Consider the following 16306-nt stretch of genomic DNA (forward strand, 5'->3'; position numbering starts at 1 on the left):
ACTTGCCGACCGGCAATTCTTGCCTCCCTCATGGCGTGATGATCGACAAGGGCTGCTCGCTCTCCCGATACTCCCGCAGCTTGTTTCGTAACGTGCGGATGCTGATGCCCAATTCTTTCGCGGCGTGTGTGCGATTGTCTTTCACACGCGCCAGCGTCTTAAAGATCAATTCCCGTTCCATCTCCCACAGAGATCCGTTGGCCGGCTGTTGCGGACGGACGGGCTGCGCCGCCGTCTCATCGCTTCGCTCCGGAGGACAATGATCGGGAAGGATGGGACTCTGCCCGGCCAACAGCACCGCCCGTTCCATCACATTCTCCAACTCGCGCACGTTTCCCTTCCACGCCAGCCGTTGCAAGTGCGCGATGGCGCTCTCCGACAAGGACGGCGGAGTCAGGCCGTTCCTCGTGGCCGATTGGTTCACAAAATGCCGCGCGAGGAGAGGAATATCGGCGATGCGCTCGCGTAGCGGCGGGACGGTGATGGGAAATACGTTCAAACGATAGTAGAGATCCTCGCGAAAGCGGCCTTGTTCGACCTCGCGATAGAGCGCCCGATTCGTCGTTGCGATCACGCGGATGTTGACGGGAACCGGATCGCGGCCTCCGATCCGATCCACCTCGCGTTCTTGCAAGACACGCAGCAGCTTCGCTTGGAGGGTCAGGTTCATTTCGCTGATTTCGTCCAAGAGCAGCGTTCCGGAATGCGCCATCTCAAACTTCCCGATTTTTCTGATCAAGGCGCCGGTAAACGCGCCGCGCTCGTGGCCGAAGAGTTCGCTCTCGAGTAGTCCGTCCGGCAATGCGGCACAATTGACCGCAATGAACGGTCGATGCGCCCGTGGGCTCCTATTGTGGATGAACCGAGCCAGGAGCTCTTTTCCCGTACCGCTCTCTCCATGGATCAGCACGGTCGCTTGACTGGAAGCCACCCCTTCGATTGTGCTTAAGAGCCTGACCATGCCCGGGTCTTGAGTTAATATCGCCCGGGTGTCCGTCGGTTGGGTCGGCAGGTCTGTTCCCGCCCCTTCTTCCCGTCCCACTTTGAGGTTCACGACGACTCGCTCCAGCAAGTCCATTGAAAACGGTTTCAAGAGGTACTCGCTGGCGCCCAGCTTCATCGCCTCGACCGCCGTTTCGATCGTGCCATACGCCGTCATGAGCACGATCGTGACCTGCGGAGCGCGCGACTTGATCTCTTTGATCAAGTCCAGGCCGTTCAGGCGCGGCATCCTGAGGTCGGTCAGCACCATCCAAGGACGAAACCGGACGATCCGTTCCATGGCATCGACGCCGTCGGACGCCCCTTGCACGGAATACCCAAGCCGCCTGACGGTTTCCATCAGCGCTGCTCGCATCGACGGGTCATCGTCCACAATCAGAACGCGTTCGTTTTCCTCGGCACTCTCCGGAAGAGGGCTGTTTTTATCGCGATCACTCATGAGACCAATCCTCCAGTCACATCACATTGCTTTCCACAGGGTCCGTTACATCGGATGCATTCCCGTTCCGCGCCATGACCGGACCCTCACTCTGATTCGAGGACGCCGATGGGTGCGGCAGAATGATCGAACAGGAGGTGCCTTGCCCGACTGTGCTTTCGACATCGATCCGTCCTTGATGGGCTTCGATGATTGAATGGACGATAGCAAGGCCGAGGCCGGTTCCCTCGTCTTTCGTCGTGAAGAAGGGATCAAATATGCGCGAGCGAAGAGCCGGGTCGATGCCGGTACCGGAATCGCGCACGGTCAGCCGAACGGCGGGCATGCCGAGTGTGTGCGCCGGTTCTTGTTGAAGACCGACCACCAAGATGCCTCCGTTAGGCATCGCCTGCACGGCGTTCACGACCAGATTCAAGACGACCTGTTTCAACTGCCCCTCATGGCACCAGATCGACGGGGTCTCTCGATCGATGTCGACTCGAATCTCCACCGGCGCTTTGGCGATCGTATGGGCGGCCAGCTTGATGGAATTACGGATCAACGGGTCAACCGGGTACCAGCCACGAGCCATGCGTACCGGTGTTGTGTACAGCAAGAGATTGGCCAACAAGCGGTCCATCGATTGGACAGCCTGCGAAATCTGTTCGGCATAGCGTTTGGCAGACGGGTGCTCATCGAGATCGCGCTGGAGCATGGATGCAAAGAGCTCCACGCTGCCCAACGGATTTCTGATTTCATGTGCGATCCGTCCGATGAGCTCCCCCATGGCCGCCAGTCGTTCCTTGCGCTGTAATTGCTCTTCAAGCTGATACACCCGAGTGATGTCCTGAATCAGGACGAGGTGACCGGAGGCATCTCCGGAATCGTTGTGCAACGGTACCCGACTGATTGAGACCAACGCCTGCCCGATGCGTTGCGGCCGATCGCACACGCTGAGGCCCGCACGTGCCAAGACGTCGGATGCGCGACGATTCCGCAGTTCGGCATCCGTCGCCCCGAGCAACGTTCCGGCGGCTCGGTTGCTCCGGCTGATGATCTCGGAATCGTCCACCACCAAGACCCCGGTCGATAAGGACTCGAGGATGCCGTCCAGATGCACGCGCATGGCCTCGTTCTGACCGAGCTGCCGGCGCAGCGCCTCGTTGCTGTGAGCCAATTCCACATCCATCTGCTCCACACGCGCCGTGAGCGCGTGATACGATTGCTGCAGGGTATGGGCGGCTTCATCAAAACTTTTGAATGCCGCGCAAAGCAGTTCCCGTTCCTCAGGACGCCCTGTGGTCGCGCTGGTCATAATCCCTCCGCATTCGCCGAACGACGGACGACTTGCAAGCTGGCTTTCAGCGATGCCGCCAACCGGTTGACCGTCTGATCACCGGCCACATCGAGCTCCGCCAGCGCGACGGTGGCGCGATCGTACTGCTTCAACGCCGTCCAATGCTGGGCGGTTTGGAGATGCGCCCATTCGGCTTGGCTCGCCTTCGGTTTCTTTTCCAACACCGCCAGATAAGCCGTGATGGCTCGTTCATGCCGATTCAATCGAGACAAGGTATCCGCGTAAGCCAGGAGTGTATCGGGCGATTTCCCCGCGCCGGCTTTGAACGCTTCTTCGTACGCCAGCGCGGACTCGTCGAGCTTCTCCAGTTCTCCCAAGGTCTTGGCCAACTGCAGATACATCGCCGGCCGTTCAGGATGAACCGGATGGCGTATGAGCCATGTGCGACAGAGATGGAGAAGGCCTTGCAGATCCCGCTGCTGCCGCATGGCGGCGATGAGCAGATGCAGCACTTCCCCTTCGTATTGTCCGATAGGAAACTGAAACCGGTATCGCTCAAGGACTTTTCGGGCGGCCTCAGGATCCCGTTGATCGAGATAGATCTTTCCAAGGCTGATTAAGGCCGGTTCGATCAAGGCCGGCTCCCGATGCGCCTTCATCACCTGTTGGTGAAGCCGCAGGGCCTCCCGTGCGAACCCGATGCGTCGATGGGCCTCGGCGATTTCGAGCAGCAAAGGAGAACGCGCATAGCGTTGTTCTCCGGTTGCGCCGTAGCGATGAAAGAGACTCACCACCGTGAGATCGTCATGCGAGGACACCGCCGCTTCGATCCAAGGCGTCAAGAGGGCCGACAGACGCTCCGAAGCCTTCATCGCCCACGGAGCGCTTCCAGGCTCGGTTCGAATGGTGACGTCCCTGTATGCACCAAGCGCCCGATTCATGTCATTCGCATCTTCATACCCCTTCCCCAGGTAAAACAGTGCCTCGCCACCGATGGGAGTATCCGTCTCTTGCGTCGCGATCGCCTCCAGCAGCGCTCGGTAGGATGTGTCGGTCTGATCCGGGACCGGTACGTCGTGCATCATGGCGCGTACCGTGAGCCCGACCCAATTTCCTCCGGCAGGAAGCATGCTTTCCCCGCGAAGCGTGGCGATCCGCAGCCTGGCCGTCGCCGCCAACGGGCTTTGAGGGTACAGCGAGGGAATCAACGCATAGACAAACTCCGCGAGCGGCTGTTTGGCCCCCGCCCGGAAGCTCTCGGCCGCCTGCAGCAACGCTGCAGGCGCGTACTCGTGATGCGGGTACAGATTGTAGAACAGCATCATGAGCTCTCGGACAGGTGCCTCATGATGCAATTCAACCTGTGTAACGGCATACCACTGAAGAGTCAGAGGGTCACCTCTGAAGAGGGTCGGCCATCGCCGATAACTCAAGTCGTAGAAGATATGCGCCTCCGCAAATCGTCTCTGCCGGAACAGGGCATGGGCCAATCCCAGCGTGGCCCCTTGAAGCAGCCGGTCATCCTCGCTTCGCTTTCTCACATTGGCATAGGCGTGCTCGGCGTCCTTCCATTTGCTCATCGCCATGAACGTATGTCCCAGCCCGAGTAGAGCCCGATTCGCGTCGAACGGAAGGTGGGCGGAATGGGCCATGGCTTGTTCATAGAACGCCTGTGCTTCCTGAAACCACCCTTGATCGATGTATAAATCCGCGATCCGCCATTCCGCTCTTCTGGCGTTCGCAGACTGTGGATGATCATGAAGAAGCTTTTTGTATTCCTGAATCGCATCCAACCGGTGTGGCGTGGAGAGCTCGTCACGAAGCGACAGCTCAACCAAAAACGCCTTCGCCGACGGAACGAGTACGCTTGCCGGATGTTCTTTGACGATCATCTCGAAAAATCGTCGCGCTTCCACCCAGGATTTCTTTCTATAGGCAGACTGGCCTTCTTCCCACGCCAGACCTTCAATTCCTTGAGAGAGGCCTTCCAGACGGGGCCCGTCGTCGGGCAAGAGCTGCAGGAGCCGGTCGACCGGCTCCGGATTGCGCACCGAGGGGGCCCGCTCGGTGACGGCGGCCGACAAGATGGGAGGAGATGAGCGGCCGGAAGACTCCCCAATGGCTGAGGGAGGGATCGCCATCCAGACGGCGGTCCAGAGAATCAACGGAGCATATAAAGGGCGGTATCGATGCACGGCGATAGGGCATCAGCAAGGCTCATGCCCTGTGCATCCGCAGAAAACTCGAAGGAAATCATGACACTTATCGTGAGCGGTCGTGAACCGCGGCTGGCGGCGTCAGGATTGGCGTCGGCTAGGTCGCGATATCGTCAATCTTTTGACTGGATGGCCCGGGCCACAATGGGAGCGTTTCCAGGTGGGATCGCGGATCAACGCCTTTGCGTTTGAGTTTTTCGACCAACGTCGTTCGATTGAGATGGAGAAGTTGAGCGGCGCGAGACGTGACGCCGTTTGCCTTGCGTAACGCCTCCATGATGAGGTGCTTTTCGTACTGCTCGACCTCTCTGGAGAGATTGATGCCGTCCTCACTGAATCTGAAGAACTGTTCCTTGAATTCAGGGGCGGCCGGTTTCGGACCGATCTTCTGCGGAAGATCCTCTGCCGACAGAATGCCGTGCTTCTTCAGGACGACCAACCGTTCGACCATATTCTCCAGCTCGCGAATGTTCCCAGGCCAGTCGTACTCGGTCAACTGATGCAGAGCCTCGGGGGTAAAACCCGACACCTCGGTGTGCTTGCTCTGATTGAAGCGGGTCAAAAAGTGATCGATGAGGAGCGGAATGTCGCTGCGGCGGTCTCGGAGGGGCGGGATGACGATCGGAATCACGTTGAGCCGATAGAACAGATCCTTGCGGAATCGCCTTTCCTCCACGAGCGTTTCCAAATCCTGATTCGTCGCGGCGATGATGCGCACGTCCACATGAATCGTCCGATTTCCCCCCACCCGTTCGAATTCCCGTTCTTGCAGCACACGGAGCAGCTTCACTTGCAGCGGGAGGCTCATTTCCCCGATTTCATCGAGAAAGATGGTCCCGCCATGCGCCAACTCAAAACGGCCCATCCGCGGATGGGTGGCACCGGTAAACGCGCCCTTTTCGTGCCCGAAGAGTTCCGATTCCAGCAGATTTTCAGGAATGGCTCCGCAATTCACCGGGACCAACGGGCGATCTCTTCGGAGACTATTGAAGTGGAGCATGCGGGCCACCAGCTCCTTGCCCGTGCCGCTCTCCCCTTGAATCATCACCGTACTGTCGCTGTCGGCGACTTTTTGCACGAAGTCCATCACCTGCTGCATGGGCTCGCTGATGCCCACCAATTGCTCCAGCCGGTATTGATCTCGCACGGCCTTTCTCAAGAGGTGGTTTTCTTGACGCAGGCGATGAAACTCCGCCGCCTTCCGCACCACCACCGCAACCGTCTCGAGATCAAACGGCTTCGTAATGAAATCGAACGCGCCGGACTTCATGGCACGGACAGCGGTTTCGATCGTGCCGAATCCGGTCATCATGATGGGAATGATTTTCGCGTCGAGCTTGGCAAGGCGATCGATAATGGCAAGTCCGTCGATGTCGGGCAGCTGAAAGTCCGTGATCACGATATGGACCACTGCCTCCCTGACCGCACGGATCGCCGCAGTCCCATCCTCTGCAGTCGAGACACTGTATCCCTCCTGCACGAGCGTTTCCTGCAGAATGTCCCGAAGCGCGGGATCGTCGTCGACAACCAACACGTGGACTTGACTCATGGTCGATACCATTGGGAATACGAAGTACGCGGCGGGGTTAGGATAATCACCAAGGGCATCCAATGCAAGTTATATCAGTTACCCAACAGCAACCTGATCGGAGGGAGATTACTTGAGAGGTTCTAGTGAAAGGACACCACATGTCATTCGCCAAGCAACGTATCGAAGAACTCAAAAGAGAGCTGGCCCAAGCGGAAGAGGAACTCACACCGCACACTGTAGAGGTTAACCGACGACAAGGAGCAACGCGTAGTTAGACTCTATCCGAGCGAGACAATTCGCACTGATACCCGCGCAGGCGATCCAGAGGCAAACCAGCACATCCCCGATTTAGGAAACCAGGTGAAGACGTAGAGGGGCAATCTAGCCCGGCAGTGTTCTATGAGTTCGTGTCACGTGGCCGGAAGTGTCCGGGAGTGTAAGGAGAAGGACGAGCAATAGCTCTTAGAGTGTTAAAAAGAACCGCAGGAAGAAGCCAAAGGAAGTCGTCCAGGTGGGTGACTCTAGACGACTCCCTTTAGGCCAGCCAACAGCGGGTGATTGTCAGGGTAACTAATCCAGCTGTTGAACTCTCTTATACCGGTGACAAATCGGGAATGCGGGCACAGTCCCAGAAGTATTTTGAGGAGCATGCCCTTATTGCCGATTCACAAAGCCTCCGTGTCGTTCACAGAATGGGTGTCGCACACAGGCTAACGCCGCGCGAGTTGAAACACTTGGTACACCAACCCAACGATGGTGGCCAACAAGAATACTTCTATGAGGATTGTCATAATGTGTTCACCTCCCTCCTCTTGTCTTTAGCCTATCCTGCGAACATGAATTCCCGATGACGATTTCGTGAACATTTCTTCATTGATCTGAAACACAACAATTATGCCTATGGAACCGTCTCAGGCTGCACTCCGAAACGGCCCATAGGCGAATCGGGAAGGGCCTTCAGGTTAGTTCTCACTTTTGCCGCTGTTGACCCTTTTTGTAGACGACCACTCCCGCAATTACTAACCCAAGAATCGTCCCACCGAATATCAGCCAATTGGTGTCCATAGGTTCCCCTTTCGTTTAATCGATGTAGACAGCCTACCGCTGGGAGATGAAGACAGGGTGAAGGTCGCATGAAGAAGGTCTAATGAGAGCAGCGCACCGCCAAACCACGGAAGACACTCATGGGACTAACCCAGCGGCCTGATAGTGGCTATGTGAAGTTTCGCGTGATCGAGAGCGAAGACGGGAAATCGTTGGTCTTGGCGAGTGGGGTACACACTCCCCTCAACTGTGGAAGCGGTATAATTAGATTCGAGAGGAAGACTTAACTCAGGCGGCACACCGACTCGGAAAGTATCTCCAACAGCACACGCCCAGAACACTTGACGGAGCACCCCATAAAGGATAAAAGGACAACTCCTCGAAATTCTTAGAGGGCTGGCGTAGCTCAATCGGCAGAGCAGCGGTTTTGTAAACCGCAGGTTGGAGGTTCGATTCCTCTCGCCAGCTCCAACCTTTCAAGCACTTACGACTGACCCTGATTCACGATCATCGGCAGGTGTTATTACAGTGTTAGAAAGGTAGGCATTCAGCTTATTCGCAGCCGTTAATAGATCACTCTCCGCCACACTGTTATAACGTTTCCACATGAGCGGCGACTTGTGACCAATGATCTGCATTGCCGTAGTGGTATCGACCCCTGCTCGCCTCAAGTTGGTCGCAGCACAGTGTCGCAAGTCATGAAAGCGTAAGTTTTCAATTCCAGCCTTCCGGCAAGCTGTCTTGAATGCCGTTTTGACCTCACTCACTGGATTCCTCTGATAGACAAATACATGCTTGTGGGCAATATCTCGAACCTTGGCTAGTTGGCTCAAGGTTGCCTTCACTTGTGGTGTCATGGGTATTTGGCGACGTTTGTTCGTTTTTGTGTCTATTGCTCTCAGAGTGATAATCCCCCGATGCAGATCAACCCGATCCCATGTCAGATTGAGAATCTCGCCTAATCGCTGTCCTAGGTGGTAGGCGGTCAGCAAAATAGGCTTGAGGTGTGGAGCAGCCGCCTCAAAGAGCCGTAGCCATTCTTCAGCCGTCAATACCTTATCCCGTTCGTTGTTAGCATAGGGAATCGGTACCAGGGTCGCAGGATTGACGGAAAGTAGCCCCTTACGTCGTGCTACGTTCAAACAATGCTTGAGGATGATATGGTCATTGTTAATGGTCTGCAATCGTGGAGCCTCTCCGTCATACTTTCTGCGTTGAGCACGATACGCCTCCACATCCTCCGGGGTGATGGCCGTCAGGAGTTTCTTTCCAAAATATGGAACCAACTGAAGGCTGACCACGTTTATCCGATCCTTGAGAGATCGTAGCCGCTGGACTTGCTCTGATTGTAGATAGTCATTTGCCCACTCTTCGAAGGTAATCAACCTTTCTCTATCGCTCTTGATCGCTCCTTTCATAAGGTCAGTTTTGATTAGGGCTTCCTGCTGCTTAGCAACCGTCCTATTACTACTACCTACTTTCCACCGTCGAAGCTTTCCACCTTGGGCTTCTGATGACAGTTTAAGCGTTCTGCCATCATCAGTAACTCGAAACTCGACATAGTAACTGTCCTTCCGTTTGGTCAGTCCCATATAGCTCCTCCCCGTCATTCATGCATCCTTGTGTCCGGCCCCTTAAGGTTCGTTAGTAATGTTTTTACGTGCTTAGTTGCCGATCTAACCTGCTTATACTCATAGTTCCATGTATAACGCTCCCATAGACCCCTCTCCACATATTGACTAAGCCACTTTTCCAAGGCCTTGATCGCCTGGTCTACGGCGGCGTTTCGGCCTTTTGGATCATCTTGATTCTTCATCTCCTCCCTCCTTTGATTAGGTTGATGTTTAGAAAAACGCCCTGGGCCACCAAGTAATTCGGGCACCGCCACACCCAAAGTCGCTGCTATAGCGAGAAGGGTTGAAAGGCGGGGGTCGTATTCTCCCTGTTCCAGGCGTACAAGCGTAGCAAGACCAACCCCCGAATCCTTGCTCAATTGTCGCAAGGTTTTTCGCGCCTCCTTTCTTATAGCTTTAAGTCTAAGCATGATCACATGTACTCAGTTGTGAGTACAACTGTCAATAGGTAATCTTGGACATAGGCATAACAGTGTTCTGCATGAGCCACTTATTCAGTAGTTCCACGTCAAACTTCACCAATCGTCCGACCTTGAGATAAGGTATTCTCCTTTGGCTGACCATCGAGTAAATGGTATCGGTAGCCAAGCCGGTGTACAGGCTGACCTCCTTAACCGTTAGAAGCTTCTTAGAAACCATCATCCTTTCTCCTTCCACAATGGGGCCACAGCGCAAGCATAAGGAATCCATAAATCCTTGATATTGCTATTGTAAGACGATGTATGTGCATTTCTCTTTTTTATGCAGCAGACCTCATCTTGGCAGCCTGTATAGCTAACAGTTCCTTGTAAACTTCATCCGTTGGACGCCTACCCATTCGGTAAGGCCAAAGGGCACAATTGGTCACTGGACACAGACGAACTTCTTTAAGCTGGTAACAGGAACAGTCAATACACTTCTCTCTGATAGCCTGGATTGCTGTTAGTCTCCTCATAAATGCTTGTCCTTTGTAAGAAACCAGGGGCTAGGTGACCTTTTTGGAAAAGATCCACCGCATCCCTATGGATGGCCCTACCCCTGGATTGATTGTTTCGAAATGTGGCACCTAACTATGATCCTTTTTCACTATTAAACGATTGCCGGTACACCCATCGCAGACTGCAGAGCTGGTTACGGCGTAGTCCGCCGCCACCGCCTTTCCCTATAAGAGATGACGCATTGGCGCATATTGACTACTGCTCTTCAGAGCTGGGTTCCGTCACAGCCCACACTCCCTTACTCTCTTTATAGATCTTGCCTCTCGATAGCAGCTGTATGCGGCTTAATGTTCTCTGGGCTGTTCTTTCGGTAATGCCAAAGCCTGATAAGTACGCTAGGATTTCCTCAGTTGCTGCATGCCTCTCAGTAGTTCTAGAAACGTAATCTTGTATCAACCTGTTGGCCTTCTCTACCTGGCTTTCTGGTCGCTGAGCATTTGACGTTTCGTTGAAACTTTCAAATTGCATGCTGATAGGCCTTTCATTCCCTTGACCTTCTTGAAAGGCTACAAGGAATGGTTTGACTTCCTCTGCTTCGCGCGATTTCACACACTGCACTTGCAACGCATTCCCCTTTCGCATAACCGCAAAGCCTGAATCAGCTCCAGCCAAAATATCGGTCGATCCGCTAGCTCTATGGCGGTTGTCATCCCAGCCGTTCGGGTTAGGCTTTCTCATGTGATGGGAGATGATAATAGTCTTCCCACTGACTCGAAGAGGTTGAAGATTACGCCAGAATGCGCCAACACTTTCCGCTTCATTCTCACTGCCAACAATAACCCTTCGCAGCGTTTCAATGATGATGATGTCCGGGTCAAACTGCGATTGGTTAAGTGCCTCCAATAGCTGTCCTGCTCCGTCAGCATTAAACGTGATACCTACTTGGGACAGATGCGCAAACGGAATATCGCTCGCCCTGAAGTTCCTTTCGATCCCAAGCCGACGTATGCGTCGTTGCAATGTCCTGCTATTCATTTCTTCATCGAGGTACAGAACTCTTGCTGGTGAAGGAACCTTGAACTGATTCAGCCAATGTTCCCCAGCTGCGATATGGAGTCCCATATCAAGCAATAGCCATGATTTCATCGAGCCATATTCACCGTAAATGATCACCCGATCACCTTTCGCAATGACCGGCTCTATGACCCATTCAACTGGTGCCAGTTCCGATTCCATGATTTTCGCAAATAGGACAAGTGGGAGTGGTATTTGTAGTGCGGGCATAGCTATCTCCTCTTCAGCAAATGTTTTCAGCGTTTGTCACTTCAAAAAGTCGCTGCAGCTTGCTGGGAGGATATCGTTGCAAGAAAAATGGAACCAGACTGGATAAATTGAAACTGAATTGTTCAGGGGGACAAAATGGGAACGAATTTATCGGCTAGGCTGTTGGTGGGAGAAAGTCAGCGATCTCAGCTCTCAGTTCCTTTTCAACGTCAAGATTCTGGGGTGAAGTAGGAGGAAGGTGAAATAAGGCTCCTATATCAAGCGTTCCGTCAATCGCGGCTGTGCGCGTCAAATGCCAGCCTTTCATAAATTTCTGGCCTGGGGATAGTGATTTTGCTAGCCGCAAATAGTTACGAATTGCCTTCATAGTTTTTGATGCATGTTTGTCGAAATACTTGATATCTGCACGTGGTAATTCTAAGTCAGGGAACACCTTCCCAGTTCTTTTAAGGATAACCCACATTCTTACATACTTTCTTATGGCATCCTGTTTGATGACATCCTGTGGTGACCGCTCAGCTTCGACAGTGTTTTGCACAAGCCGGATAAGCCCGCCTTGCGTAATGTGTCTAGCGACAGGACGTCTCAATTCATGGTTCCATAGAATTTTGAACACATCTGCTCTTTCGGAAGGTCTACCGCGCTGCCTCTTGGGATCATGCCGTCTGATCCATAATGCCCTCGCATTGGTCAAGAATGCTTTCAATGTCTTTGCATCTTCAATCAAAAGCATTTTTGAGGATACAACCGACTTCCATTCATCTGGTGCAACTTCGTAGTCCAAATCCATTTCTACTCCGTAATGTCTGACGAAGTCTGCAATGGTCCATCTGTTCAGAATCTTTTGGTTTGGCATTCCACACACCCCGTTTCCTCATACAGCAACTCACACAAAATCCGATCTGCCATTGAGGAGATGTTTTAATAAATTGGATTATCTCTAATAGAACGGCCCTAGGCCTCGCAACCGTCAGGACTTGCTAGTTATCTGATAACCACCTAAAATACCCACAATTATGACATAAGCCCAGACTGCATGGTTAGCACTTAATCTGACTTCTAAAACCAACTTGCATCCTGCATCACAACAAAAATCCGAGGTCGATCTTACCCCCCACCTAAATAAGCTATTACAGATTCCACATGACACCTTAGACGCGTTTATACACTGCGTTGCCAGAACGACTGTCTTACCGAGCACCAAAGCGAATGTGCGATGCTACTGCCTCGCACTCGATGGCTCTGGCAATCCACGGGTAAAGGATTTCATAGAAGAACTCGCAGTTCACTCGTTGACCTATGCAATACCGCGCAGTCGAATCGAAAAAGCAAAGGCTAGTGGAATTCCTGCCGAGTTGATTAGATTGGGGAATGAAGCCCGCAAACTATTTACTTACCTTCTAAATAGTGGAGAAGGAGGAGAGCTGCTGCTTTATCTGCTCGCAGAGAAGCTCCTTAAACTTCCGCAGCTCCTTTGCAAAATGCCACTTAAGACCAGCGCTGCCATGCATGTTCACGGCAGTGATGGTATACACGTGGGCGTCACTGAAGATACGAAACAACTAGCTCTTTACTGGGGTGAGGCAAAGTTGCATAAAACTCCAGCTAGCGCCATAGCAAGCTGTATTAAAGATATTGCTCCATATCTCCTTGACGCAGGTGGCAGTGAAGCAGCTCAAAATCGCGACCTCCAACTGCTTAGAGATCAACTAGACCTCAACAACCCTGATCTTGAAACCGCCCTTAAGATTTTGCTGGATAAGAGCAATCCGCATTACAACAAAGTAGAATTTCGAGGGTTAGGCCTGATTGGATTTGACAATGAGCTATACCCAGTTGAGCCAAATAAAAAGACTATTGAGGGTCTTGCTGCTGAAATTAGTAGTGAGATGAGCTTGTGGAATAGTCTGATTGCAAGAAATATTAAGAATGAAAGTCTTACTTCATTTCGCCTAGAGTTGTTCTGTTTCCCCTTTCCTTCAGTAGAGGAATATCGCGAAAGATTTAAAAAGGAACTAGGTATATAAATTGGGAAAAGCAGAATTACAGGGCTGGCTAGCAGAACGGTCATTCTTTAAGAGAGATGTTAGGAATGTCGTCGCAACCTCTGTCCTTAAACAATTTAAACAAGTCGAACCTGTTGAAGATTATAAGCGTATAGAGCACGACTGGAATCACCTACTGTTATGCGCCAGCCTATTGGCGCAATCCAACAACGAAGCTCATCAAGACACCTCGCTGCGAATTGCTCAGCATTGCTTAAATGATGGTTCAAGCAGAGGACAGCATAAGGATGCTGCCGCAGTAATTTTGGACTGTCTCGGCAATCGAATCGCTATCGAGTTAGCCGAAAGCCGCAACATAATACCCGCAGGAATTGATGAAAGATTGCCTCCTCCTCTCCGTATGGACTGGACCGCACGAGCAATGGAATATTCGCTAGCGCTAAATACCGATAAGATCTTGCACTTGAATAAATTCCAACGTTCGTTTTGGGATGCCATTAATGAAAGCGATTGGCTTAGCCTCTCTGCCCCAACATCAGCGGGAAAGTCTTTCATTATGTCTAACTGGATTTCTCACTATGCAAGAGAACACTTGGAGTCAACTATCGTTTACCTGGTGCCAACTCGTGCACTCGTTCAACAAGTAGAAGAAGATTTACGGCGTTGTTTTGAAGAAGCTAACCTTACCTTATCGATTCATGTTTCCTCAGTACCACTTCATTCTAGCATCAGGCCCGGTGTGGCTAATGTACTAGTCTTCACTCAGGAAAGATTGCATCTCCTACTTGCTTCTACCAATTACGAAATGCAAATCACCTCCTTGATTGTTGACGAAGCACAAAAGTTGGGAGACGGTTATCGTGGGATATTGCTGCAGTCGGTCATAGAAACCTCTTTGGCAGCAAATCCAGGTATGAAACTTATATTTGCAGCACCAATGGCTGACAACATTGAATCGCTGATCGAGCAAGATCAGCTCCAGGATGAGCCTCAGAGAAAGACGCGGGCAATATCAAATGATGCCCCCATGGTTAACCAGAACCTCCTTTGGGTATCTCATGTCCCAGGTAGACCCAAGGAATGGAACATGGATCTTATCCTGGAGGGCGAGCCAACAGCCATTGGTAGGTTTGTAATGCGATTTGCTCCTACATCGACAAGTAAGCGACTCACTTTTGTGGCTTCTGCTCTTGGAGGTAACGAGGGGGGCAATCTTATTTATGTTAATGGAGCAGCGGAGGCGGAAAAGATAGCTAAGCAGCTTTATGGGATTCTCCCACCTCTGTCACCTCAACAACAGTTAGAAGTAGCAGGATTGATACAGTTATCTAGAACTGTAGTTCATCAAGAATACCTGCTAGGTACTGTCGCATCGAGGGGCATCGCGTTTCACTATGGAAACATGCCACTTCTTTTGAAATCAGAAATCGAAAGGCTTTTTCGCGCAAACATAATTAAATATCTGATTTGCACATCCACACTTCTAGAAGGTGTAAACCTGCCATGTAGAAACGTATTTGTTCGAGGACCAAGAAAGGGCAGAAATACACCGATGAAAGACGCCGACTTCTGGAATCTGGCTGGAAGAGCTGGACGGTGGGGTCAGGAGTTTCAAGGAAACATAGTCTGCATAGATCCTCATGACTCTAAGGTATGGAGGTTGCCTGCACCTAGGATAAGACATAAATATACAATTCAGCGTACCTCCGATGAGGTCCTACGCCATCCCACTGATCTAATCGAGTTCATTGAGAATGGAACCCCAAGGACGACGGCCATGCAACGGCCTGACTTAGAGTATTCATTCTCTTACTTGGTTTCGACGCAGTTAAGATTTGGCTCAATTTATAACACCCCCTGGACACATAAATTACCGAATGGGAACATTCAAGATCTGCAGACAATGATTGAGAACATTTGTTCGAACCTAAACCTACCTGCTAGCATAGCGACCCGCAATCCTGGGATCAGCCCACTCGCCATGGAAAATCTGTTGGCTTATTTTCGTGAAGAAGAATTGGACCCGCAAAAATTCGTACCAATTCCATCTGAGAGCGACCAGGCCGTTCTGCAATATACAATGTTACTGTCCAGGATTAATAAGACCCTTGGGCCTGTATTTGGTCATGCGGGGCGAACATATGTCTTAGGTCTGCTCATTACAAATTGGTTGGAGGGACATCCTCTCGCTAGATTAATTTCTGAGAGGATCAATTACTTAAGGAGAATGGATCGTCCCGCAAATATTGCAAAGGTAATAAGAGACACTATGGCAGACGTGGAACAAGTAGCCAGATTCGAAGCCCCTAAATATATTGGCTGTTATGTAGACGTGTTGAGCTTCCATCTAAAATCAATACATAGGGAAGACTTAATTGAACCCATAAAAGATATAGCTCTTAGACTAGAGTACGGCATCAATAGCACTACACAGCTATCCTTGATTAGCCTAGGTCTATCCCGCACTACCGCTGTGGCACTGGCGGAGATCATACCAAACGATGAATTAACGGAATTCGAGTGCGTTTCGTGGTTAAGAGACAACCGACAGCTATATAACGATCTCTCACCGGTTATAAAGGCAGAAATTGAAACAAGCCTCCATCAGAACCCTGAATCATTTTGATACATGACGAATCATTTATGATTCACCATATCCGCAAACAGTAGGTTTCGCGCCTCATCAAACTCGTGGCTATATTAGGCTTTAGTTCTTCGGATCAGGATGGCGTGATCCTTGCCTCAATCTGCAACTTTAGAAACTTGACAGAAGGTATTAATGCCCAAAGTCTATGCCTGGGGAAACGCTCAAACCAATCCTGTTAAATCAGGGAATCTATCGGCGTTTCAATACGTTATGAATCGCGACCATTTAAATGCCATCATATTTTATATAGGCTCTAGAAATTCTTTTTCGTAGGGGCATATAATTTCGCCCGCATACCTAGAGTGCTTGG

11 protein-coding genes and 1 tRNA gene are annotated in these 16306 nt (G+C 51.5%); 3 read left to right on the forward strand and 9 right to left on the reverse strand.

What is annotated here, in order from left to right:
* Nucleotides 1–28: 28 nt before the first annotated feature.
* The 4 genes from H8K03_04185 to H8K03_04200 all read right to left on the reverse strand — a co-directional run bounded on the left by H8K03_04185 (nt 29) and on the right by H8K03_04200 (nt 6482).
* The gene (locus H8K03_04185; protein ID UVT21124.1) at nt 29–1441 is read right to left on the reverse strand and encodes a sigma-54-dependent Fis family transcriptional regulator; all 1413 of its coding nucleotides are present in this window, start codon (nt 1439–1441) and stop codon (nt 29–31) included.
* A 16-nt stretch (nt 1442–1457) separates the two neighbouring features.
* Complete coding sequence (locus tag H8K03_04190; GenBank protein UVT21125.1) at nt 1458–2735, reverse strand: PAS domain-containing protein; 1278 nt, start codon at nt 2733–2735, stop codon at nt 1458–1460.
* On the reverse strand, nt 2732–4858 hold the full coding sequence (locus H8K03_04195; protein UVT21126.1) for a tetratricopeptide repeat protein: 2127 nt from the start codon (nt 4856–4858) through the stop codon (nt 2732–2734). Before H8K03_04195 ends, H8K03_04190 begins: the two co-directional genes overlap by 4 nt.
* Nucleotides 4859–5030: 172 nt before the next feature.
* The gene (locus H8K03_04200) at nt 5031–6482 is read right to left on the reverse strand and encodes a sigma-54-dependent Fis family transcriptional regulator (GenBank protein ID UVT21127.1); all 1452 of its coding nucleotides are present in this window, start codon (nt 6480–6482) and stop codon (nt 5031–5033) included.
* 1421 nt (nt 6483–7903) lie between these two features.
* On the opposite strand from H8K03_04200, the gene H8K03_04205 reads away from it, so the two are divergent.
* Nucleotides 7904–7979 (forward strand) — tRNA-Thr (locus tag H8K03_04205).
* 5 nt (nt 7980–7984) lie between these two features.
* Here H8K03_04205 and H8K03_04210 read toward each other — a convergent pair.
* The 5 genes from H8K03_04210 to H8K03_04230 form a co-directional block, all read right to left on the reverse strand.
* Complete coding sequence (locus H8K03_04210; protein ID UVT21128.1) at nt 7985–9100, reverse strand: site-specific integrase; 1116 nt, start codon at nt 9098–9100, stop codon at nt 7985–7987.
* A 14-nt stretch (nt 9101–9114) separates the two neighbouring features.
* Nucleotides 9115–9552, reverse strand: a complete 438-nt coding sequence (locus H8K03_04215) for a helix-turn-helix transcriptional regulator (protein UVT21129.1) — start codon at nt 9550–9552, stop codon at nt 9115–9117.
* A 31-nt stretch (nt 9553–9583) separates the two neighbouring features.
* On the reverse strand, nt 9584–9784 hold the full coding sequence (locus H8K03_04220; GenBank protein UVT21130.1) for a helix-turn-helix domain-containing protein: 201 nt from the start codon (nt 9782–9784) through the stop codon (nt 9584–9586).
* Nucleotides 9785–10314: 530 nt separating this feature from the next.
* Complete coding sequence (locus tag H8K03_04225) at nt 10315–11343, reverse strand: AAA family ATPase (protein ID UVT21131.1); 1029 nt, start codon at nt 11341–11343, stop codon at nt 10315–10317.
* Nucleotides 11344–11497: 154 nt separating this feature from the next.
* On the reverse strand, nt 11498–12133 hold the full coding sequence (locus H8K03_04230; GenBank protein ID UVT21132.1) for a hypothetical protein: 636 nt from the start codon (nt 12131–12133) through the stop codon (nt 11498–11500).
* A 502-nt stretch (nt 12134–12635) separates the two neighbouring features.
* Here H8K03_04230 and H8K03_04235 point away from each other — a divergent pair.
* Complete coding sequence (locus H8K03_04235) at nt 12636–13370, forward strand: DUF1837 domain-containing protein (GenBank protein UVT21133.1); 735 nt, start codon at nt 12636–12638, stop codon at nt 13368–13370.
* A 1-nt stretch (nt 13371) separates the two neighbouring features.
* Nucleotides 13372–15975, forward strand: coding sequence for a DEAD/DEAH box helicase (locus H8K03_04240; protein ID UVT21134.1), 2604 nt, complete (start codon nt 13372–13374; stop codon nt 15973–15975).
* The last annotated feature ends 331 nt before the right edge of the window (nt 15976–16306 follow it).

The sequence above is a fragment of the Nitrospira sp. genome, assembly GCA_024760545.1.
Classification (GTDB): Bacteria; Nitrospirota; Nitrospiria; order Nitrospirales; family Nitrospiraceae; genus Nitrospira_D.